Here is a 19044-nt window from a genome sequence, read left to right on the forward strand (position 1 = left end):
TCGTTGAACGAATCCAATACAAGTCGTTCAACGACGGGCGGGGGCAGGCCCCGCACCCTACTTCGCGACGAGTATAATTCAGCCAATTAATCTTCTGCTGTACAATTCGTTCAGCCTCGGAAACGGCTTCTTCAATGCTTAAGCCACCAAGAGAAAATGTGCCTGAATTAGCCTTGAAACCTTTGCTGGGCCATCTGATAAGGTACGATTCGCCCTTCTCATTCAAGTTGGGTGTTTCATTAGCCATATCGAAAAATCCTTCGTCCTTTTCCATTTCGTAGTAGACATCATAGTTAACACAAAAAATGATTGCCGATTTTCGTATTAATCCATCATAAAGCCAATAGCCACGCTTTATTTCTACTTCTCTTGATGAATTTTGGGACAAAATTCTAGAGCTTAAATCGTCGAGAAATCGAACGACTGCTCAATAAACGCCGTCGTAAAATTTCCTGCTTTGAAATCCTCGTTATCCATCAATGCGAGGTGGAAGGGAATGGTCGTTTTCACGCCTTCCACCACGAACTCGCTCAGGGCGCGCTTCATTTTTACGATGCACTCCTCACGGGTTTGGGCTACGGTGATGAGCTTGGCAATCATCGAATCGTAGTTGGGCGGAATCTGGTAGCCGGCGTACACGTGCGTATCCACGCGCACGCCGTGGCCGCCGGGGATGTGCAGCGTGGTGATGCGGCCGGGCGCGGGGCGGAAGCCGTTGCGCGGGTCCTCGGCGTTGATGCGGCATTCCATGGCGTGCATTTTCGGGAAGTAGTTTTTGCCCGAAATCGGGATGCCCGCCGCTACTTTGATTTGCTCCTTGATGAGGTCGTAGTTGATGATTTCCTCCGTCACCGGGTGCTCTACCTGAATGCGGGTGTTCATCTCCATGAAGTAGAAATCCCGGTTGGCATCTACTAGGAATTCAATGGTGCCCACGCCCTCGTAGCCAATGGCCGATGCGCCCGCGATGGCCGCGGCGCCCATTTTCTCGCGCAACGAGTCCGTCATAAACGGCGACGGCGCCTCTTCCACCAGCTTCTGGTGGCGGCGCTGGATGCTGCAGTCGCGCTCCGACAGGTGGCAGACGTGGCCAAACTGGTCGCCGATAATCTGTACTTCAATGTGGCGCGGCTGCACCACGTATTTCTCCAGGTACATGCCGTCGTTGCCAAACGCCGCCTTCGATTCGGTGCGCGCATCGTCCCAGGCTTTCTGGAATTCGTCGTCGCTGTGAATGATGCGCATGCCGCGCCCGCCGCCGCCCGCCGTGGCTTTCAGAATGACCGGGTATTTGATTTTGTTGGCAATTTTCTTGCCCTGCTCCACCGATTCCAACAGGCCCTGCGAGCCCGGCACCACCGGCACCCCGGCCTTAATCATCGTGGCCTTGGCCGTGGCCTTGTCGCCCATCTGGTTAATCATCTCGGGCGAGGCTCCAATGAACTTGATGCCGTTTTCGGCGCAGATGCGCGAGAATTCCGCGTTTTCGCTCAGGAAACCGTAGCCGGGGTGAATGGCGTCGGCGTTGGTGATTTCGCAGGCCGCAATCAGGTTGGGCATGCTCAGGTAGCTGTCTTTCGAGGCGGGCGGGCCGATGCACACGGCCTCATCGGCAAACTTTACGTGCAGGCTTTCCCGGTCGGCAGTCGAGTACACGGCCACCGTTTTGATGCCCATTTCCTTGCAGGTGCGGATAATGCGCAGCGCAATTTCGCCCCGGTTGGCGATGAGTATTTTCTTGAACATTGGGGTGGGAATGAAAAGAGACATGAGACATGAGACGTTAGACATGAGAGGCTTAACCAGCAGTTCTCATGTCCAACGTCTCATGTCTCATGTCCAGATAAATCTACTCAATCAAAAACAGGGGCTGGTCGTACTCCACAGGCGTCGCATTCTCCACCAGTGCCTTCACGATGCGGCCGCTTTCCTCCGCCTCAATCTCGTTGAATAGCTTCATGGCTTCAATGATGCAGATAACCTGCCCTTTCTCCACCACGTCGCCCACCTGCACGAAGGCCGGTGCGTCGGGCCCGCTGCTGCGATAGAAGGTGCCAATCATGGGAGCTTTCAACGGTTTGAAATTACCAGCCGGGGCTTCCGAAGCAGTTGAAGCAGCGGGAGCCGGTGCAGCGGTCGGGGCCGGGGCCGGTGCGGCCGGAGCAGGAGCAGCGGGAGCCGCCACCGGGGCCGCCGCGCTGAATACCGTTTTGGTGTTCGGGTCACGCTGCACCGAGATTTTAAATTCCTCGGTTTCAATGTTGACCTTGTTGAGGCCCGATTTGGCAATAAAATCGAGCAACTCCTGGAGTTCTTTGGCTTTCATGGCAGCGTCCTTTTTGGGCGAGTTTGACATATTCTTTAGCTGCTAGCTTTTAGCTGCTAGCGGTTAGCTTTATGTTAGAACGTCAGCTAACCGCTAGAGGCCATTAGCTAACAGCTTAAAAAAAGCTACTTCACGCGCTCGACGTAGCTATAGTCGCTGGTCTTGATGCGGATTTTGGTATCCACATCCACGAACAGCGGCACCTGAATGCGGGCACCCGTTTCCACGGTGGCGGGCTTCAGGGTGTTGGTGGCGGTGTCGCCGCGCAGGCCGGGCTCGGTATAGGTCACCACGAGGTCTACGGTGGTGGGCAGTTCGGCCGTGAGGGGCTGCTCGGTTTCGGCGTGGAACAGGATGGTGGCTTCCTGCCCTTCCTTCATCAGGTCGGCAAAAGGCACCATTTCTTCGGGCAGTACCACCTGCTCGAACGTGGCGTTATCCATGAAGGTGTAGCCGTAATCGTCTTTGTACAGGAACTGGTGCGGGCGCTGTTCCACGCGGGCCGTTTCCACTTTCACGCCGGCATTGAAAGTGTTGTCGATGGTGCGGCCGGTTTTGATGTTGCGCATCTTGGTACGCACAAAGGCGGGGCCCTTGCCGGGCTTCACGTGCTGAAACTCGGTGATGACGTGCAGCTCGTTGTTGTAGTTGAGAACGAGGCCGTTGCGGAAGTCGGCGGTTGATGCCATGGTTGTTAAGCTTTTAGCTGATAGCCGTTAACTACTAGCTTCTTTGTGGGGAATTCTATTTTTTCAACTGAAAGCACGAAGCTTTCAGCGGCGTGGTTTATTTAAATGCGAAAAGCCGTTAGCAGCTACAAAGCTAACGGCTTTCGGTTACTTGCTGGCGGCCACTTTGTCGCCATCGTAGGCCCATTTCAAATAAATGGAGCCCCAGGTGAAGCCACCACCAAAGGCGGCCAGCACCAAGTTATCGCCGCGGCGCAGCTGGCTTTCGTAGTCGGCCAGGCACAGCGGAATGGTGCCGTTGGTGGTGTTGCCGTAGCGGTCGATGTTGAGCATGACCTTTTCCGGACCCACGCCCATGCGGTTGGCCGTCGCGTCGATGATGCGCTTGTTGGCCTGGTGAGGCACCAGCCAAGCCACGCTGTCGTTGGTGAGGTGGTTGCGCTCCATCACCTGCGCGGCCACGTCGGCCATGCTTTTCACGGCAAATTTGAACACCGTGGCGCCTTCCTGGTAGATGTAGTGCTCCTTGGCATTCACGGTTTCGTGCGTGGGCGGGCGGCGGCTGCCCCCGGCTTTCTGGTGCAGGTAGGCTTCGCCGCTGCCGTCGGTGCGCAATACCTGGTCGAGGATGCCGTAGCCATCGGTATTGGGCTCGAGCAGCACAGCGGCCGCCCCGTCGCCGAACAAAATGCAGTTGGCGCGGTCGGTGTAGTCCACAATGGCCGACATCTTATCGGCGCCCACTACAATGACTTTTTTGTAGGTGCCGGCCTGGATGAACTGCGCGCCGGTAGCCAGTGCGAACAGGAACGTCGAGCAGGCCGCGTTCATGTCGTAGCTGAAGGCCTTGGTGATGCCCACGCCGTTGGAAATGATGTTGGCCGTGGCCGGAAACAACATGTCGGGCGTGGTCGTGGCGCATATCAGCAGCTCTACCTCGTCCGGATTGGTGCCGGTTTTAGCCAGCAGGTTCTGCACCGCTTTGATGCCCATCACCGAGGTGCCCTGGTTTTCTCCTTTCAGAATGCGGCGCTCCCGAATGCCGGTTCGCGACAGAATCCACTCGTCGGTTGTGTCCACCAGCTTTTCAAGCTCGGCATTCGTTAGCACATAGTCGGGCACGTAGGCACCCACGCCAGTGACGGCAGCAGTAATCTTCATACAGGCAAAAGTAGGCGGGGCAAGCGAGAATTGGGAATTGGGGCTAAGAAAGTGCCCTGCTCAGGCACCCAAAGCTCCGGCAATGAGCCGACAAGCAGCTAAAAAAAATCCGGCCGGAGCCGGAGGTTTTTTCACCGCCGATGACGGTGTTAGGACTTAAAAGTAGCCTTTATTTGGTCAACAATCCCGGAATCGGCCATATTGTAGCCCTGCACCAGCATGTTGCCGATGGCGCGCGGGGTGCTACGCCCGTGCCCAATGATGGCGTTGTCGTTGATGCCCAGGATGGGCGAGCCGCCCACCGCTTCGTAGTTGAACTTGTCGAAGAACGGGTCGTGCATTTTTTTCTCGTCCATCACATCGTAGATGGATTCGGCCATTTTTAGGATGACGTTGCCCGTAAAGCCGTCGCACACAATCACATCGGCGCGGCTATTGAACAGGTCGCGGCCTTCGATATTGCCCACGAACTGGATGTGTGGGTTGACCTTTAACAGTTGGTGCGCGGCCTGCGTGATGGGCGTGCCCTTACCTTCTTCCTCGCCCAGGTTCATCAGCCCCACCTGCGGGTTGGCAATGCCCAGCACGTATTGCGCGTACAGCGAGCCAAGCTCACCGAACTGCTCCAGCATTTCGGGCTTGCATTCGGCGTTGGCGCCCACATCGAGCAAAATGCCAAAGTCGCTGCCGATTTTGGGCAGGAAATTGGCGATGGCGGGGCGCATCACGCCGGGCACGGCCTTCACCGTGAACATGGCGCCGACAAGCATGGCGCCGGTATTGCCAGCCGAGCAAAAAGCGTCGACTTCGCCCGCCAGTAGCATTTTGTATCCGACGGCAATGCTGGAATCCTGCTTTTGCTGGAAGGCTTTGGCCGGGTGCTCGCCCATGTCGATAATCTGCGACGCATGGACAAACTCAAGCGCCGCACCAGCGGGGCCCGCAGCCTGGAGCAGGGGACGCACCGCGTCTTCCTGTCCAATGAGGACGATGGTGGCCCGGCCAGCAAGCTGCTCGGCCGCCAGCAGGGCACCCGCCACGGCGGCTTGGGGGGCGAAATCGCCGCCCATTGCGTCGAGGGCTATTTTCATGAAAGAGGTGTTTGGAAGGAGTTCAGCGGAATGCAAAAGTGCCAAAAGTCCGGCCCCGCTGGCTTAAAATAAGGAGCGAAGCCGGACCGTTTGGGCCGCGAAGTAACAACCAAACGCGCTATTCGTCGTCGCCGGTCGTGTCGGCGGCGGGCGCAGCGCTCACCTTCGAGTAATTTTTGATAGCCAGCTGGCCGTTGTGGTACAGGTCGCCATCCACCACGTAAGCTTTGTGGCGCAGGTGCAACTCGCCCGTGTTGGGGCACAAAGTCACGGCCTTAGGGGTCAGCTTGTAGTGGGTACGACGCTTGTCGCGAACAGCAGAGGAAGTGCGGCGCTTAGGATGAGCCATGAGTCAAGTATGAATTAGGAGTTTTGAATTATGAGTTGGAGTAGGGAAGCGACTCGGGGCGCTGACGGATTAATTCAGGTTGCGGAGCGCGGCCCAACGGGGGTCGGCGGGCTCGTCGTCATCGGGCGCATCATCGGCCGGGCGGGTGCTGAAGATGAGCTTGGTGGGTGCATCGGGGTTTTCATCAGCCTCGTCCTGAAAGCGCGGGTGCAGCTTCTTCATCGGCAGGGCCAGGCTGATGTAGTCGTAAAGGTGCTGCGCCAGGGGCAGGGACTGCGTTTCGGGGGTGATTTGCAGCACGTTGTCGTCCAGCTCCTTGGCTTCGTCACCGAAGCGAACAAGTAACTGCTCTTCAATGTCCAACGGCTGGTCGAACTCGTCGAGGCTGCGGTCGCAGGTGAGGCGCACCGTGCCGGTAATGTGAAAGTTCAGGGTTAGCAGACGCTCGGTTTTGATGAGCTCTACATCGGCGTGCAAGTGTCCTTGTTCAACCAGGGCTTGGTCGAAGAGGGCAAAAAAGTCGGGACCCAACTCAAATTCAAAATGGTGCGTTTTCAGCGCCAGTTTGGCCAGGTTGAGGTCGTACTTGCTTTCTTTTTTCATGGTCGGCTGGATAGCAGGGGGCAAAAGTAGTGAAAATCCTGCTTTTTGCCAAAAAAAGCGCCCAACTTTCTCTGCGATAGTGCCCTCGGCAGGCCGGTCAAAAGCTACCGCGCCGAGCGGGGCTGAGCTTCGGTCCAGCGCTGCTTCCACACCTCGCAGGCCAGGTAAACGGCGGCCCGGAAGGAGGACTCATCGGCCCGGTACTGGCCGGCGATGCCGTAGGCGGTGCCGTGGTCGGGGGAGGTGCGCACCACGGGCAGGCCTGCGGTGAAGTTCACGCCGCGCTCGAAAGCCATGAGTTTGAAGGGAATCAGGCCCTGGTCGTGGTAGAGGGCCAGGGTGGCATCGAACTGGCGGAACTGCTGCGTCCCGAAGTAGCCATCGGCCGGGAAGGGACCCACCACGAGGTGTCCGTCTTGCACAAACTGCTGAATAACGGGGCTGACCACGTCGCCTTCTTCGGCACCGAGCAGGCCGTTTTCGCCGGCATGGGGGTTGAGGCCGAGCACGGCAATGCGAGGTTTGAGGATGCCAAAATCCTGCTTGAGCGACTTGAGCAGCAACTGGATTTTAGTGCGCAGCAGCGCCGGGGTCAGCTTGGCCGGCACATCCTTGAGGGGAACGTGGCCGGTGACGGTGGCAATGCGCAGCCCGGCATCCTCGTCCACCAGAAACATGAGGCTTTCGGGGGCCTCGAAGAAGGTGGTGAGAAATTCGGTGTGGCCGGGGTAGCGGAAGTTGTCGGCCTGGGTATTGTCTTTGCTAATTGGCGCGGTGACGAGGGCATCGAGCTTACCGGCTTTGAGGTCGCGGCTGGCGCAGAGCAGGCTTTCGCGGGCGGCCGCGCCGCTGGCGGCCGAGGGCTGGCCGGGAACCAGTACAAAGTCTTCGTCCCAGCAAGTCACGGCGTTGAGGCGGCCGGGGGCAATGTCGGCCGCGTCGCGCAGCTGGCGGAAAGTGAGGTGCTCAGCATCGGCCGGGGTAGGAAAGTCGTCGAACAGCGCCGTGGCCGTGCCGTACACGACCGGCGTGCAGAGTTGAAGCAGCCGCTCATCGAGCAGTGTTTTGTAAATGACTTCGGGGCCGATTCCGGCCAGGTCGCCGACGGAAAAACCGAGGCGCGGGAGGTGGTGGGGCATTGTTGAAAGTATAGCGTCATGCAGAGCGCAGCGAAGCATCTCGCCAGCTATAAGTAATCCGTTTGATTGAGTCACTATTGCACGCGAGATGCTTCGCTGCGCTCTGCATGACGTTCTTTTAAGCGAGATGTTTCGTCAGAAACTCATACAGCAGGCGCACACCCATGCCGGTGCCGCCTTTGCCACGGTAGCTTTCGGCGGCGGTCAGGTAGGCGGGGCCGGCAATGTCGAGGTGAATCCAGGGGTAGCCTTCGGCGAAGCGCTCCAGGAACTTGCCGGCGGAAATGTGGCCGGCTTCGCCCTTGCCCAGGTTGTTGAGGTCGGCAATGTCGGACTTGATGTGCTCGGCATACTCATCCCACAGCGGAAACTCTACCAGGCGCTCGTGCACGGCGTACCCGGCTTCAGTGAGCTGTTGTAGGATGGCAGGGCCGGCCGTGCCCATGGCGGCGCTGGCTTCGGTGCCGAGGGCGCGCACGGCCGCGCCGGTGAGGGTGGCCAAGTCGATAACCAGCACCGGGTTGTAGCGCTTGGCAAAACTCAGGGCATCGGCCAGCAGCAGACGGCCTTCGGCATCGGTATTTCTCACTTCCACCGTCAGGCCGCTGTGCATGGTGAGCACATCGCCGGGCACAAATGCGAGGCCGCCGGGGCGGTTGTCGGTAGCTGGCACCAAACCGATGACGTGCAGCGGCACCTTATTTTTGGCCAGGGCGAAGAGGGTGCCGGCCACGGCCGCGCCGCCGGCCATGTCGCACTTCATCATGTCCATGCTGTTGGGCGTGGGCTTGAGGCTGAGGCCGCCGGTATCGAACACCACGCCTTTGCCGACGAGGACATAAGGCTGGTCGTTTTTGGCCCCTTCGGGCTTGTATTCAAGGATGCTGAAGGTGGGCGGCTCGGGCGAGCCGAGGTTGACGGCGAGCAGGCCGCCCATGCGCAGGGCTTCGATTTTGGCCAGGTCCAGGATGTCGGTGGTGTAGCCGGCCTGGTCGCCGGCTTCGGCCATGCGTTCGGCAAACTGCACAGCATTGAGCTTATTAAGCGGAGCGTTTACCAAGTCGCGGGCCAGGATAACGCCTAGCAACAGGCCGTTGAGCTCGTGAATTTCAGCGGCGGTGGCGGCTTTGCCAACCAGGTAAACTTCTTGCAGGGACGGGGCTTTGCGCGACTTCTCATCGGTCTTGTAGCCTTCGAATTGATAGGCGGTCAGGGCCAGGCCTTCGGCTAGCAGCAGGGCGGCATTGGGCGTGGCGCTGTGGTTTTCGATGAAAACTTCGGTTATTTTTTCGGCTTTCAACTGGCCGTGGAGGGTGTGGCCGGTGCGGCGAAGTTGCTCGGCCACCTGAGCGGCGGTGGGCTTGTCGGCCAGCACCACAAAGTAGTGGTGGTGGCTGTAGTGGTTGAGGTGAATGAGCTTCTGCTCATCGGCCAGGGCCGCCGACACGTACTGTTGGGCGGCAGGGGAAAGGTCGCCGACCGCAGATGCAGGCAAGGCGGTGGTACCCGCCGGCAGGATGAAAACCTGCGTGGACTGGGCCGGCGCGGTGGCCGCGTGAGCGAGGGCTAAGGACATAAGAGGAGATGAAGGCCGTAGATTTGAGGCCGCAAGGTACTGTTTAGGTTGCGAGGTTTTTTGACGGATTTAATAGAACGTCATACTGAGCTTCCTCGAACGTCCTGCTGAGCTTGCCGCAGCATCTCGCTTGTGGTAGTAATCTATATCGTCGTCACGACTGAATTAGTAATGCACGCGAGATGCTGCGGCAAGCTCAGCAGGACGTTCAAATTCAGTCATCATGCATTTGCTCCGTGAATACCGTACGCCCCAAAAAGCACCTGGGCCAGCATTTTCTGGCCGACCCCAACATTGCCCGGAACATCGTGGGCGCCTTGCGCCTGCCCGATGATGTGCGGCAGGTGCTTGAAATTGGGCCCGGCATGGGCGTACTCACGCAGTATCTGCTCGAAAACCCGGCTTATCAAACCAGTGTGGTCGAGATTGATACCGAGTCGGTGGCTTACCTGAAAGCACACTACCCGGCGCTGGGCGAACGAATTTTTGCGACCGATTTCCTGAAGCAGGACCTTGGCTCGCTGTTCCCCGGCCAGCCGCTGGCCATCATCGGCAACTTTCCCTATAACATCAGCAGCCAGATTTTTTTCGCCGTACTCAACAACCGGCAGCAGGTGCGCGAGGTGGTGGGCATGATTCAGAAGGAAGTGGCTCAGCGCCTGGCCGAGCCGCCCGGCTCGAAAACTTATGGTATTCTGAGCGTGCTTCTGCAGGCTTTTTATAACATTGACTACCTGTTCACGGTGCCGGCCCATGTGTTCGTGCCGCCGCCCAAAGTGGAGTCGGCCGTGGTGCGCCTCACCCGCAACGAAACCGAAGAACTGGCCTGCGACGAGAAGCTGTTTTTTCGGGTAGTGAAGCAGGCCTTCCAGACGCGCCGCAAAACATTGCGCAACGCCCTCAAGCCCTTTGGAATGCCAGCCGAAGCTACCACTGATGCCATTTTCGACAAGCGCGCCGAGCAGTTGGGTGTGGCCGAGTTTGTGGAGCTGACGCGGCACGTGGACCAGCACATGGCGGGCGGCAGCGCCAACCTGCCGGATTTGGATATTAGTGACGTAGCGGAGTAAAGGCCAGCATTTTTTATTGCTATTCGTCTAAATTTCTAAAGGGTTGTTGCCAATAAAGATGATTGCATTATTGCCATTAGGACGCAAAGTTTTAATCGGGGCGTTATTGGTTTTTTGCGCTTGGTATACGCTGTCAGATTATTTGTTTGACGAAGACAATATCACACACCTCGCCGGAAGATATTATACTGCAAATTATGACGATGGCGTCGCCCTGCACTGGTATGATGACGCCGATAGTCCTTACAGCGACCCGCTATTAGAAGCTGTTTATGCCACTCAAGTAGGTGGGAAGTATCTGGTTGCGCGAACTGGTATAGATTCTTATTTCATTTTCCCCGTGGATGCTAAATCAAATGCAGAAGCACAAAAAGGTAAAAGAGGGCCATTTTTAAAAGCAGAGTTAATGAATAAACTGCTTCAACTAAACGGCGATACGCTGCTTCGCACCACCGGCCCGTTTTAGCTTCGATTTCAATGAGTGTCTGTTTAATCATCGACGAAATGCATCCCTCGCTGCACGCCATGCTGGAAAGCATTGGTGTGGCCGGCGACTACCAACCCACCCTCACCGCCGCCGAAGTGCCTGCCGCCCTGGCCGCGCAGCCTTATGAGGGCCTAATGGTGCGCAGCAAGCTCCGCGTAACGGCCGAACTACTTGCCCACGGCCCGCAACTGCGCTACGTGGCCCGCGCCGGGGCCGGCGTCGACAACATTGACGAAGCGGCCATGGCGGCGGCCGGGGTCACGCTGCTGAATGCGCCCGAAGGTAACCGCGACGCCGTGGGCGAATACGCCGTGGGCCTGCTGCTGGCGCTGTTCCGCAACATTGTGCGGGCCGACCAGGAGGTGCGCGCAGGCCAGTGGCGGCGCGAAGCCAACCGGGGCGAAGAAATTGGCGGCAAAACCATTGGCCTGCTCGGCTACGGGCACATGGGCCGGGCCTTTGCGCGGCGGCTGAGCGCCTTTGGCTGCACGGTGCTGGCCCATGATAATGACCCGGCAGTGGCGGCCGATGATAACGCCGCGCTGGTACCGCTGGCCGAACTGCAGGCCCGGGCCGAAGTGCTGAGCCTGCACATCCCGTACTCTCTGGCCAACCATCATTTCGTGAACGAAGGGCTGCTGGCCGGCTTTGCCAAACCGGTGTGGCTGCTGAATACGGCCCGTGGCGAAGTGCTGGACCACGCCGCGCTGGTGCACGGCCTGCGAGCGGGTACGGTGCGCGGTGCCGCGCTCGACGTGCTCGAAAACGAGAAGCTCAACACGCTAACCACGGCCCAGCAAGCCACTTTCGATTTCCTGAAGGCCGCGCCTACTGTGCTGTTCTCGCCGCACATCGGCGGCTGGACGCACCAGAGCTACGTGCGCATCAACGAAGTGCTGACGGAGAAAATTCGGGCCTTTCGGGCCGGGCGGGTAGGGGAAGTGGCGGGGAGCTAATTCGTTTTGTGTATCTTTGCAGCGAACCTAAGAAGGGAGAACGGTTGGCAGTGCCAGCCGTTCTCCTTGCTTTTTAGCCAAACCGTTAAGCATCTACTTTTATGGCCAGCACCATCAATTACTACACCCCCGAAGGCCTGCAAAAACTGAAGGAAGAGCTTCAGGACCTGAAAATCCGGGGCCGGGCCAAAGCTGCCGAAGACCTGCGCGAAGCCCGCGACAAAGGCGACCTGAGCGAAAACGCCGAGTACGACGCCGCCAAGGATGCCCAGGGCCTGCTGGAACTCAAAATTTCCAAGCTGGAAGAGGTATTGGGTAACGCCCGCCTCATCGATGAAACCAACATGGATTTCAGCAAGGTGCTCATCATGAGCAAGGTGAAGCTGAAGAACCTGAAGAATAACATGGTGCTCGACTACACCCTGGTGGCTGAAGAAGAAGCCAACCTGGCCGCGGGCAAAATCTCGGTGAAATCGCCCATCGGGAAGGGCTTGTTGGGCAAATCGGCCGGCGACACCGCCGAAATCATCGTGCCCGCTGGCAAGTTGCAGTTCGAAATCCTGGAGATTAGCCGGTAGTTGTCAGCTGTTTGTTGTCAGTTGTTAGGGCAGCGCCGGGAGGTGCTGCCCTATTTCTTTTTGCACCTTCCCGGCGTTGGCTTGTCGGTTCTCGTTTATTTGCACCACCGACCCGACAACTGACAACGAGCAACTGACAACTCATAACCAACCTGCCCATGCCTTCGATTTTCTCCCGCATTGTTTCCGGCGAGCTGCCGGCTTTTAAAGTAGCCGAGGACGGCCGCCATCTGGCGTTTCTCGACATCACGCCGCTGGTGGAAGGCCATGTGCTGGTGATTCCTAAGAAGGAAATCGACTACATTTTTGACCTGCCGGCCGACGAGCTAGCGGCGTTGCACGTGTTTGCGCAGCGCGTGGCGAAAGGGGTGCAGGCCGCCGTGCCCTGCAAGCGCATCGGCGTGGCCGTGATTGGGCTGGAAGTGCCGCACGCCCACATCCACCTCATCCCGATGCAGACGGTGCAGGACATCAACTTTACCAATCCCAAAATCAAAGTACCCGATGCGCGGATGCAGGAATTGGCCACGGCCATTGCGGCAAAAGTGGACGGTGGCAGCGGGCTGAGCGAGGCTAAAGCAGCGTCAAAATCGGGCGCGGACGCTGGGGCACCGGTGCCGCCGGAGCTACAAAAGCAAGTGGCCGGCCTGCATTTCCTAAGCGAATCGGACGCACCGCTGGAAGCCGTGGCTTACGCTGCGCCCGGCGGCGAGCTGAGCAACGCCGCGCTGCTCAAGGTGCTGGGCGAGCCCGCCGATGCCAAAGTAGAAACCGTGGAACTGACGCAATTTCTGCGCAACCACACGGCCGACGATGGCGTGCTGAACGACGTGGCGCTGGCTAACCGCTACAAAGCCCTGCAAATGTTTATGAAGCAGGATATGGACGGCGTGCAGGTGTACCGCGTGGGAAAAGGGCCGCAAATCCACGCCTACGCCCTAGGCCGGATGGCGGATGGTACGCTGGCCGGCTTCAAAACGGTATTGACGGAAACCTGATGCGCCGGACTTCGGCTTAAATAGCCGAAGGGTGATACAACTGACACCCGTTGGTGCGCACTGCCGCCAAGGCATCGTTGAGAGAATCGGTGAGGGCGCTGCCGCTTTTTTTCTGGCAGAAGGGGCAGGCGTGTACATCGCCGTCGGTGTCGACGTACAGAAACCGGTCGGCCGCCCCGCTGCAGCCCAGGCGGCGCTGGTGGTAGCCGTAGTAGGTCACCATAGGCCAGTCGTGGTAATGGGGGTGGAAGTTTAGCCGCTCGTAGAAAGCATCGAGCAGCAACAGTTGCCGCTCGGCGAGGGCTACCTCCTGACCGCTGTAATGGCCCACGGCACGCGGTTCCAACAACTGAATGAAGGCCGCGCCCAACTGCCGGGCCAAGGCGGCGTAGCGCAGCAGGTTGCGGGCCGTGGTGAACTCGCGGGTGACGCACACGGCCAGGTTCACCACCAAGCCGGCCTCTTGGGCGTGGGCAGCGGCTTGGATGGCGTTCTCGAAGGCTTTATCGGAGCCGCGGAAGCGGTTGTGCTGCGCGGGCAGGTAGTGGTCGAGGCTGATGGAAACGCCCGTGAGGCCGGCTTGCTTCAACTTTATAGCGTTTTGCCGGGTGAAGTTAAAGCCGGAAGTAATGACCCAGAAATCGGTGCCGGGGCGGGCGGCGGGCATTATTTCCAGCAGGTCATGCACACGGAGCATGGGCTCGCCGCCGCTGAAGAATATCTGGGTAACGTTTTTATCCTGAAAGGTTTTGACCAGCGCGTGCAAATCGGGTAGCGTCAGCTTTTCCTTTTGGTTGAGAGCCTCCCATTCAAAGCAGTGCTCACAAGCCAGGGGACATTTTTTGGTGATGGCCAGGAACACCATGTTCAGGGTCGTTTGCTGGGGGCGGAAGGGCACCAGGCGGTTGAGGGCCGTGGCTACGTATGTATTGTAAGCCGGGGAGGGCCAGCCCGGACTGTGGTAGCCCCGGTAGTAGCGGCCGTCGACGTAAGCCATTTTTCGGGGCACAAACTCCCCGAAATATTGGGCGCGCTGGGACTTCAACTGCGTTAGGGCCTGCCATATTCTCCGGGGGCGGCGCAATAGATTCAACACTAGCCGGGCCTCTACCAGCGCAAAAAGCCCGCGCATCAGTTCTCGCCAGAGCGAATCGGGAAGCACGGGGTTGGGCAAGGTGGGCACTGGGTAGGGCGCAGCAGCAGCGGACGGGCGGGGGCTGGTGGGCAGCACCGCGTCGAGGACGGGGAGCGGCATGAGGGTAGCAGTGTCCATGGTTTAGGGGCGCATTGCGGTGAGTTGAAGCTCGTGCGTGGTTTCGCGGTATTTTTCCTTCGAGAATTCTACAAGGCGGCCGGGCTTGCGGAAGCTGTAGAGTTCGGGCAGGTTGGGCACGCCCTGGTACTCCCGAATGTGCTCGTAGTAGCCGCGCGCGTGGAAAAAGGCCGTGCGCTGGGTGCCGGTTATGGCTGGCTTGGCCGGGTACACCAAGCTTACTTCGGTGCCTTGGTGTAGTTGCCGCAGCGGCTGGCCATCGGCCGCGGCTAGTGCGGCGCGTTGGTCGGTGCTCTTTTCATCGAGGGCACTTAGGGGGGCATATTTTTCGAGGGAGGTGAGTTGCTCCGGGCTGGTGTCGAGGGCGGCGTAGTCCAGCTCCCAGAACATGAAGCCGGTTTCTACTTTGATGCGCACCTCGGAGCCGGCCACCTGGCTCAGGTCAATGGGCACCACCAGGTCGCGGGCGGCGAGGGAGCCCACCAGCGGGATGTGCTCCACCAACTGCCAGCCGCGGGCGGTTTCGACGTACACACTCAGCGGCATGCTTTGGGCTTGCAGCCACTGGTTGAGCTTGGCGGCGGGCACCTGCTTTTCGTGCTCAGCCCATTGGGCGTAGGAGGCGCCGAATTTCTTGGCAAACTCGCCGTAGAGGTAATCCAGCCACAGCGAATTCTGGGCCCGCAGCACCAGGCGGGCAGGCGACGCGGCCTGTGCAGGCTTGGCAAACGCCAGGGTCACGCCGTTGGCGGTGGCGGCGGGCAGTTCTTCGTTGAATAGGAAGACGTTGTGGTCGGCGGCTTGCAACTGGGCGGCGCAGTCAGCGCCGCTGGCCGTGCGGGCGCGGGTGGGCGCTTGCAACTGGCCGAGGGTGTGCACACCGCCGCGCTGGTCCAGCAGCACCTGCGTGCCGGGGGCGTGGTCGACCACCCACAGCTCGGCCACGTCGGTGTACTGGCGTTCCTTCAGCTCGTTGGTCAGCTTGAGGCGGTACTCGCCGTCCTGAGGGCGGAGCTGCGGCAGGGGCATGTAGTCGTCGCGCTCCAGTGGGGCAAAAATGGCCCCGCCATAGGCCTCGCCCACAAAGTGGTACCCTTGCCCGTCGGAGGCATACACAAAGGGGCAGGAACTTTTGGTGAGGGCAATAATGATGGCGATAACCGCGAGCACGCCAACGGTAATGGCCGTGCCACCCAGCAGGTAAGAAGCAGTGGTCTTATTCGTGTCTTTCTCAACCAAATCGATGCGTTGAATGGAGGAAATCGGAATGCTGACCTGCTGGCTGTCGTGCAGCTGGTAGTCCGAAATGTAGACGTGCACGAGGTTTAGCACCACTTTGCTGTCTACCATCTTGTAGCGTTTCGACTTGCCGTCGAGGGGCGCATTGTCGTATTGCGCCAAGGTGGGGTAAAGCTCGCCCTTCACGCCCTCCAGCATGTCGCCGTTGAGGCGAGGGCTGATAAGCTGCCAGGTCAGGTTGCCCTGGTGCAGTATAAACACCTTGGACGACGCCAGCGCCGTGAGCGAGGAGGTACTGATTTCCTTGCCCCGCGTGCGGTAGAAACTCTGGCAACTGAGGTGCACCGGCAGCAGGGCCAGCAAGGTGAGCCACGCCACGGCCCGCGCCACGGGGCGCCGACGAAACAGGCGAAGCAAGCTCAGCCGAAGGCGAGCGAAAAGCACAGCGTTTTGCATGGCGAAACCGGTTAGAATTGATAGCCCAGGTTGAGGTTGGCAGACAGGTGCAGGGTGGCTTCGTTGGGAAAGCTGGAGTAGTGGCCGTAGCCGTCGGCTTGTTCCATTCGGTAGTAGCGCAGGCCAATGCCGGCATCGCCCGAAAAAACCAGGCGCTCGCCTAATTGGCACCAAATTCCCCCTTGAATCACGGCCGACATCTGCTGGCCCTGGTACTCGGTTTCCACTGGCGTGGAAGCATAGGGTGTTTGCAGATTTGTGCTCGGAATGTAACGCTGCCGGTAGCGGAAGGAGGCCCATTGCAGGGCGGGCCCCACAATATAGCGCACCCGCTCCACACCGGTCACATAGATGTTTACCTCCAGCCCTGTACCGTAAATTTTGTTGTATTGGGTATAGAAGGCGTTGTGGGTATAATCGGATTTTTCATGGCCCATGCCCATGCTGAGCGGCACTTTGATGCCCAGCCCGCTTTCCTTCGACAGCCGCTCGTAGGTCAGCGTGAGGTTGCCAAAAACCAGGTCTTCCGGACGGATGGCCACCACATTCCGGCCGTGGTTGGCTATTTCATCGAGTCGCAGGCTTGGCGCGGGTGCATGGGTGAAGTCTTGCCGAGTGCCGTTCTGGTACTGAATAGCCTGCACGTACTCCGTGCTCAGCACCGTAGTAACACCATCGGGATGGCCCCAGGGCTTGTAGAAAATCTGCGAGCCGCGCACGTCCAGCACCTGCGCTTCCGTGCGCTGGCCGTTGGTGCGAAGGATGGCGTCCTGGGCGCGGCAGGGCAGGGCCAGCACCGCCAGCAGGCACGCGCACCGGGCGCCCGGCCCGCCCAAAATACCGGGAGTAATGAAAGCAGCAAACATGGCTTCGGGGGTTAAAAGTGGTAGCCCAGGTTGAAGTTGCCCACCAGCAGCAGCGAGGTGCCGGCAATGTCATCGGTTTTCAGGTTCATGCGGCGGTCATCCAGCACATTGGTTTTCCACCCAATGCCGGCGTCGGCGGCCAGCACGAAATGCTTGCCCAGTTGGTAGCGTAGCCCGTTGTTGAAGTAGCAGGCATAGCGCTCCGCGATGGCCCGTCTGTTGCGGAAGGACAGGCTAAAAAGTAAAAAATCGTCGGGGCCTTCGCTGTAGTCGTAGCGGAAGCGCCCGTAGTGCACCGCCGGACCGAGAAAATAGCGGACCCGCGCCGGCGGACCCACGTAGAAATTGACTTCCAGCCCTGTGCTGAAGGACTTATTCATGGGGTAAATGGCCGACTGGTTCAAGAGCGGAGACTGGTTGCGCCCGTACTTGAGAGAAAAGGGCAATTTCACGCCTACCTGGTTGTTTGGGCCGAACAGCCGCTCGTAGGTCAGGGTAGCATTGTCAAAAATCAGGTCCATATACCGTACGGCCACGATGTTTCGGCCAGGGTTCGCGGTCCAGTCGATGGGGGCTTTTTCCGTGATGTCTTTTTTGGTAGCCGGCCAGGGGATTACCAGCCGCAGGGCACCGCCCTGGTAGTCGAGCCCGAAGCCGGAGTCGGTGGAGCTGGCTGGGGCGTTTGAGGTTTGCTGCGCCGCCAGGGGCCGGTAAGTAAGCGAGCCGCCTTGCAACTCCAGTGCCTGTGTGTCGCGCGGGGCTTGGGCCAGCGCTACGGCGGGCAGGCCCAGCCCAAGCAACAGCGTGCGGCCCAAGGCCCAGGCGGCGGAGAAGCGAAGGAGCGGGAAGTGTGCCATGCGTTCGGTTTGTTACATGAATTCTTCTTACTTGCGGCCTGGATGCGAACCCGGTAGCACCACCAGCGACCGTAGGCACTAACCCTGCCCCGCCACCGGAGTAATCTGCTAATTGGTACATAGCAAAATTAAAATGTACTATTGCGTTTTTCTAATGGGTTTTTGAACACTGAAAAGGTTCGGGCGCAGTAGCTGCGGGCCAAAGCCCCGGCAGCCCAGGGGCGAAGCAACTTCTGCGTAAGCCGGGCCCGCCCGCCGCTGCCGCCCGCAGTTTTCCCCAAAACCTGCGAGCGAGTTTGCACCATTCACCAAAAAATCATTTATGGACGCCACCGCCACGCAGCACCTTTTTTTCCAGCACCTGAAAAGCCTGCTGCCGCCCCACAAGGCCCTGGTCGATGAGGTGGCCGACCTGCTGAACATCAGCAACGACAGCGCCTACCGCCGCATTCGGGGCGAAAAGCCCCTTGGCCTCGACGAGCTACACCGGTTGGCGGCGCACTTCCAAGTATCGCTCGACCAGCTCCTCAACCTGTCCAGCGATGCCCTGCTCTTCACAGGCCGGCCGCAGCCCTACGCCAGCAGCACGTTGGAGGGCTGGCTGGCCAACTTGGAGCGCCAGCTGGAACTTATGAACAGCTTCAGCCCCCGCCACGTCTACTTCCTCAACAAAGACATTCCGCTCTTCTACCACTTCCAAATCCCGGAACTAGCCGAGTTTAAGCTGTTTTTCTGGATGAAATCCATCCTGCGCACCGACGAGCTGAAGAGCACCAAGTTCCGCTTCGGCGACGTGTACGATGCCCCGCGCCGGGCCGCCTGCCAGCGCATTGCCACCCTGTATGCGCAGCTGCCCACCACCGAAATATGGAACGTGGAAACCCTGAACAGCGCCCTGCGCCAAATCGATTTCTACCGCGAAGCCGGCTTTTTTGCGACCCCCGGCGATGCCCACGTGCTGTACCGGAAAGTGAACGAGCTGATTGACAACATTGAATTTCAGGCCGAAGCCGGCGTGAAATGCGTGCTGCAACAGCCCACCGCCGAACCGTCGGCCTACCGCCTGTTTGTGAACGAATTCATTCTGGGCGACAATACCTTCCTGGCCGAGCTGGCCGGCCGCCGCCTCACCTACCTCAACCACGGCGTGCTCTACTTTGTGGGCACCCGCGACGAAGGCTTCAACGACTTCATGTTTGCCCACCTGCAAAACCTGCTGCAAAAGTCCACCCTCATCAGCGGCGTGGGCGAAAAGGAGCGCAGCAGGTTCTTCAATGCACTGCGGGCCGAGGTAGCCCAAAGGCTTAGCGGGGCAGGTGCCGTGGGCTAA

General features: G+C 59.2%; 20 protein-coding genes. 6 read left to right on the top strand and 14 right to left on the bottom strand.

All coding sequences use genetic code 11. From position 1 onward, the window contains the following. From JKL48_RS14770 to JKL48_RS14815, 10 genes are all read right to left on the bottom strand, one after another. Positions 1–388, bottom strand: a 388-nt coding sequence (locus JKL48_RS14770) for a hypothetical protein (protein ID WP_201983795.1), incomplete at its 3' end; no start/stop codon positions are given. Positions 389–399: 11 nt separating this feature from the next. Continuing rightward, on the bottom strand, positions 400–1746 hold the full coding sequence (gene accC, locus JKL48_RS14775) for an acetyl-CoA carboxylase biotin carboxylase subunit (RefSeq protein WP_201983796.1): 1347 nt from the start codon (positions 1744–1746) through the stop codon (positions 400–402). Between the two features lie 103 nt (positions 1747–1849). Continuing rightward, positions 1850–2326 carry an acetyl-CoA carboxylase biotin carboxyl carrier protein gene (accB, locus tag JKL48_RS14780; protein ID WP_201983945.1) on the bottom strand — a complete coding sequence of 159 codons (477 nt, stop codon included), beginning with the start codon at positions 2324–2326 and terminating at the stop codon, positions 1850–1852. Positions 2327–2451: 125 nt separating this feature from the next. Next, positions 2452–3015 carry an elongation factor P gene (efp, locus tag JKL48_RS14785; RefSeq protein WP_201983797.1) on the bottom strand — a complete coding sequence of 188 codons (564 nt, stop codon included), beginning with the start codon at positions 3013–3015 and terminating at the stop codon, positions 2452–2454. Between the two features lie 147 nt (positions 3016–3162). Further along, positions 3163–4176 carry a beta-ketoacyl-ACP synthase III gene (locus JKL48_RS14790; protein ID WP_201983799.1) on the bottom strand — a complete coding sequence of 338 codons (1014 nt, stop codon included), beginning with the start codon at positions 4174–4176 and terminating at the stop codon, positions 3163–3165. 149 nt (positions 4177–4325) lie between these two features. Further along, positions 4326–5267, bottom strand: coding sequence for a phosphate acyltransferase PlsX (plsX, locus tag JKL48_RS14795; protein WP_201983808.1), 942 nt, complete (start codon positions 5265–5267; stop codon positions 4326–4328). A 118-nt stretch (positions 5268–5385) separates the two neighbouring features. After that, positions 5386–5616, bottom strand: a complete 231-nt coding sequence (gene rpmF, locus JKL48_RS14800; protein WP_201983809.1) for a 50S ribosomal protein L32 — start codon at positions 5614–5616, stop codon at positions 5386–5388. A 69-nt stretch (positions 5617–5685) separates the two neighbouring features. Further along, on the bottom strand, positions 5686–6219 hold the full coding sequence (locus JKL48_RS14805; RefSeq protein WP_201983810.1) for a YceD family protein: 534 nt from the start codon (positions 6217–6219) through the stop codon (positions 5686–5688). A 104-nt stretch (positions 6220–6323) separates the two neighbouring features. Next, a complete protein-coding gene (gene pdxA, locus JKL48_RS14810) occupies positions 6324–7358 on the bottom strand; it encodes a 4-hydroxythreonine-4-phosphate dehydrogenase PdxA (RefSeq protein ID WP_201983812.1) in 1035 nt (344 codons plus the stop codon). A gap of 118 nt (positions 7359–7476) precedes the next feature. After that, a complete protein-coding gene (locus JKL48_RS14815; RefSeq protein WP_201983814.1) occupies positions 7477–8934 on the bottom strand; it encodes a leucyl aminopeptidase family protein in 1458 nt (485 codons plus the stop codon). 236 nt (positions 8935–9170) lie between these two features. Here JKL48_RS14815 and rsmA point away from each other — a divergent pair, with 236 nt between their 5' ends. From rsmA to JKL48_RS23590, 5 genes are all read left to right on the top strand, one after another. Continuing rightward, entirely contained in the window at positions 9171–10004 is an 834-nt protein-coding gene (gene rsmA, locus JKL48_RS14820; protein ID WP_201983816.1) for a 16S rRNA (adenine(1518)-N(6)/adenine(1519)-N(6))-dimethyltransferase RsmA, read from the top strand. Positions 10005–10062: 58 nt separating this feature from the next. Next, the gene (locus JKL48_RS14825) at positions 10063–10470 is read left to right on the top strand and encodes a hypothetical protein (protein ID WP_201983817.1); all 408 of its coding nucleotides are present in this window, start codon (positions 10063–10065) and stop codon (positions 10468–10470) included. An 11-nt stretch (positions 10471–10481) separates the two neighbouring features. Beyond that, entirely contained in the window at positions 10482–11447 is a 966-nt protein-coding gene (locus tag JKL48_RS14830; protein ID WP_201983819.1) for an NAD(P)-dependent oxidoreductase, read from the top strand. 101 nt (positions 11448–11548) lie between these two features. Continuing rightward, positions 11549–12025 carry a transcription elongation factor GreA gene (greA, locus tag JKL48_RS14835; RefSeq protein WP_201983821.1) on the top strand — a complete coding sequence of 159 codons (477 nt, stop codon included), beginning with the start codon at positions 11549–11551 and terminating at the stop codon, positions 12023–12025. 158 nt (positions 12026–12183) lie between these two features. Beyond that, the gene (locus JKL48_RS23590) at positions 12184–13023 is read left to right on the top strand and encodes a nuclease A inhibitor family protein (RefSeq protein WP_201983825.1); all 840 of its coding nucleotides are present in this window, start codon (positions 12184–12186) and stop codon (positions 13021–13023) included. A gap of 16 nt (positions 13024–13039) precedes the next feature. On the opposite strand, the gene JKL48_RS14845 is transcribed toward JKL48_RS23590, so the two are convergent. Genes JKL48_RS14845 through JKL48_RS14860 form a run of 4 tightly spaced genes read right to left on the bottom strand, consistent with a single transcriptional unit; the run spans position 13040 to position 17714 of the window. Further along, the gene (locus JKL48_RS14845; protein ID WP_201983826.1) at positions 13040–14296 is read right to left on the bottom strand and encodes a radical SAM protein; all 1257 of its coding nucleotides are present in this window, start codon (positions 14294–14296) and stop codon (positions 13040–13042) included. A 3-nt stretch (positions 14297–14299) separates the two neighbouring features. Continuing rightward, the gene (locus tag JKL48_RS14850) at positions 14300–15952 is read right to left on the bottom strand and encodes a hypothetical protein (RefSeq protein WP_201983828.1); all 1653 of its coding nucleotides are present in this window, start codon (positions 15950–15952) and stop codon (positions 14300–14302) included. A gap of 50 nt (positions 15953–16002) precedes the next feature. Further along, positions 16003–16857 carry a hypothetical protein gene (locus JKL48_RS14855; RefSeq protein ID WP_201983835.1) on the bottom strand — a complete coding sequence of 285 codons (855 nt, stop codon included), beginning with the start codon at positions 16855–16857 and terminating at the stop codon, positions 16003–16005. Positions 16858–16868: 11 nt separating this feature from the next. After that, the gene (locus JKL48_RS14860) at positions 16869–17714 is read right to left on the bottom strand and encodes a hypothetical protein (RefSeq protein ID WP_201983836.1); all 846 of its coding nucleotides are present in this window, start codon (positions 17712–17714) and stop codon (positions 16869–16871) included. Between the two features lie 322 nt (positions 17715–18036). Between JKL48_RS14860 and JKL48_RS14865 the strand changes: the two genes are divergently transcribed. Further along, a complete protein-coding gene (locus JKL48_RS14865) occupies positions 18037–19044 on the top strand; it encodes a helix-turn-helix domain-containing protein (RefSeq protein ID WP_201983841.1) in 1008 nt (335 codons plus the stop codon).

Source organism: Hymenobacter rubidus (assembly GCF_016734815.1).
GTDB lineage: Bacteria > Bacteroidota > Bacteroidia > Cytophagales > Hymenobacteraceae > Hymenobacter > Hymenobacter rubidus.

Coding starts and splice junctions, on each gene's coding strand:
- accC (WP_201983796.1), bottom strand. CDS start 1,746: ATGTTCAAGAAAATACTCATCGCCAACCGGGGCGAAATTGCGCTGCGC.
- accB (WP_201983945.1), bottom strand. CDS start 2,326: ATGAAAGCCAAAGAACTCCAGGAGTTGCTCGATTTTATTGCCAAATCG.
- efp (WP_201983797.1), bottom strand. CDS start 3,015: ATGGCATCAACCGCCGACTTCCGCAACGGCCTCGTTCTCAACTACAAC.
- JKL48_RS14790 (WP_201983799.1), bottom strand. CDS start 4,176: ATGAAGATTACTGCTGCCGTCACTGGCGTGGGTGCCTACGTGCCCGAC.
- plsX (WP_201983808.1), bottom strand. CDS start 5,267: ATGAAAATAGCCCTCGACGCAATGGGCGGCGATTTCGCCCCCCAAGCC.
- rpmF (WP_201983809.1), bottom strand. CDS start 5,616: ATGGCTCATCCTAAGCGCCGCACTTCCTCTGCTGTTCGCGACAAGCGT.
- JKL48_RS14805 (WP_201983810.1), bottom strand. CDS start 6,219: ATGAAAAAAGAAAGCAAGTACGACCTCAACCTGGCCAAACTGGCGCTG.
- pdxA (WP_201983812.1), bottom strand. CDS start 7,358: ATGCCCCACCACCTCCCGCGCCTCGGTTTTTCCGTCGGCGACCTGGCC.
- JKL48_RS14815 (WP_201983814.1), bottom strand. CDS start 8,934: ATGTCCTTAGCCCTCGCTCACGCGGCCACCGCGCCGGCCCAGTCCACG.
- JKL48_RS14825 (WP_201983817.1), top strand. CDS start 10,063: ATGATTGCATTATTGCCATTAGGACGCAAAGTTTTAATCGGGGCGTTA.
- JKL48_RS14830 (WP_201983819.1), top strand. CDS start 10,482: ATGAGTGTCTGTTTAATCATCGACGAAATGCATCCCTCGCTGCACGCC.
- greA (WP_201983821.1), top strand. CDS start 11,549: ATGGCCAGCACCATCAATTACTACACCCCCGAAGGCCTGCAAAAACTG.
- JKL48_RS23590 (WP_201983825.1), top strand. CDS start 12,184: ATGCCTTCGATTTTCTCCCGCATTGTTTCCGGCGAGCTGCCGGCTTTT.
- JKL48_RS14845 (WP_201983826.1), bottom strand. CDS start 14,296: ATGGACACTGCTACCCTCATGCCGCTCCCCGTCCTCGACGCGGTGCTG.
- JKL48_RS14855 (WP_201983835.1), bottom strand. CDS start 16,857: ATGTTTGCTGCTTTCATTACTCCCGGTATTTTGGGCGGGCCGGGCGCC.
- JKL48_RS14860 (WP_201983836.1), bottom strand. CDS start 17,714: ATGGCACACTTCCCGCTCCTTCGCTTCTCCGCCGCCTGGGCCTTGGGC.
- JKL48_RS14865 (WP_201983841.1), top strand. CDS start 18,037: ATGGACGCCACCGCCACGCAGCACCTTTTTTTCCAGCACCTGAAAAGC.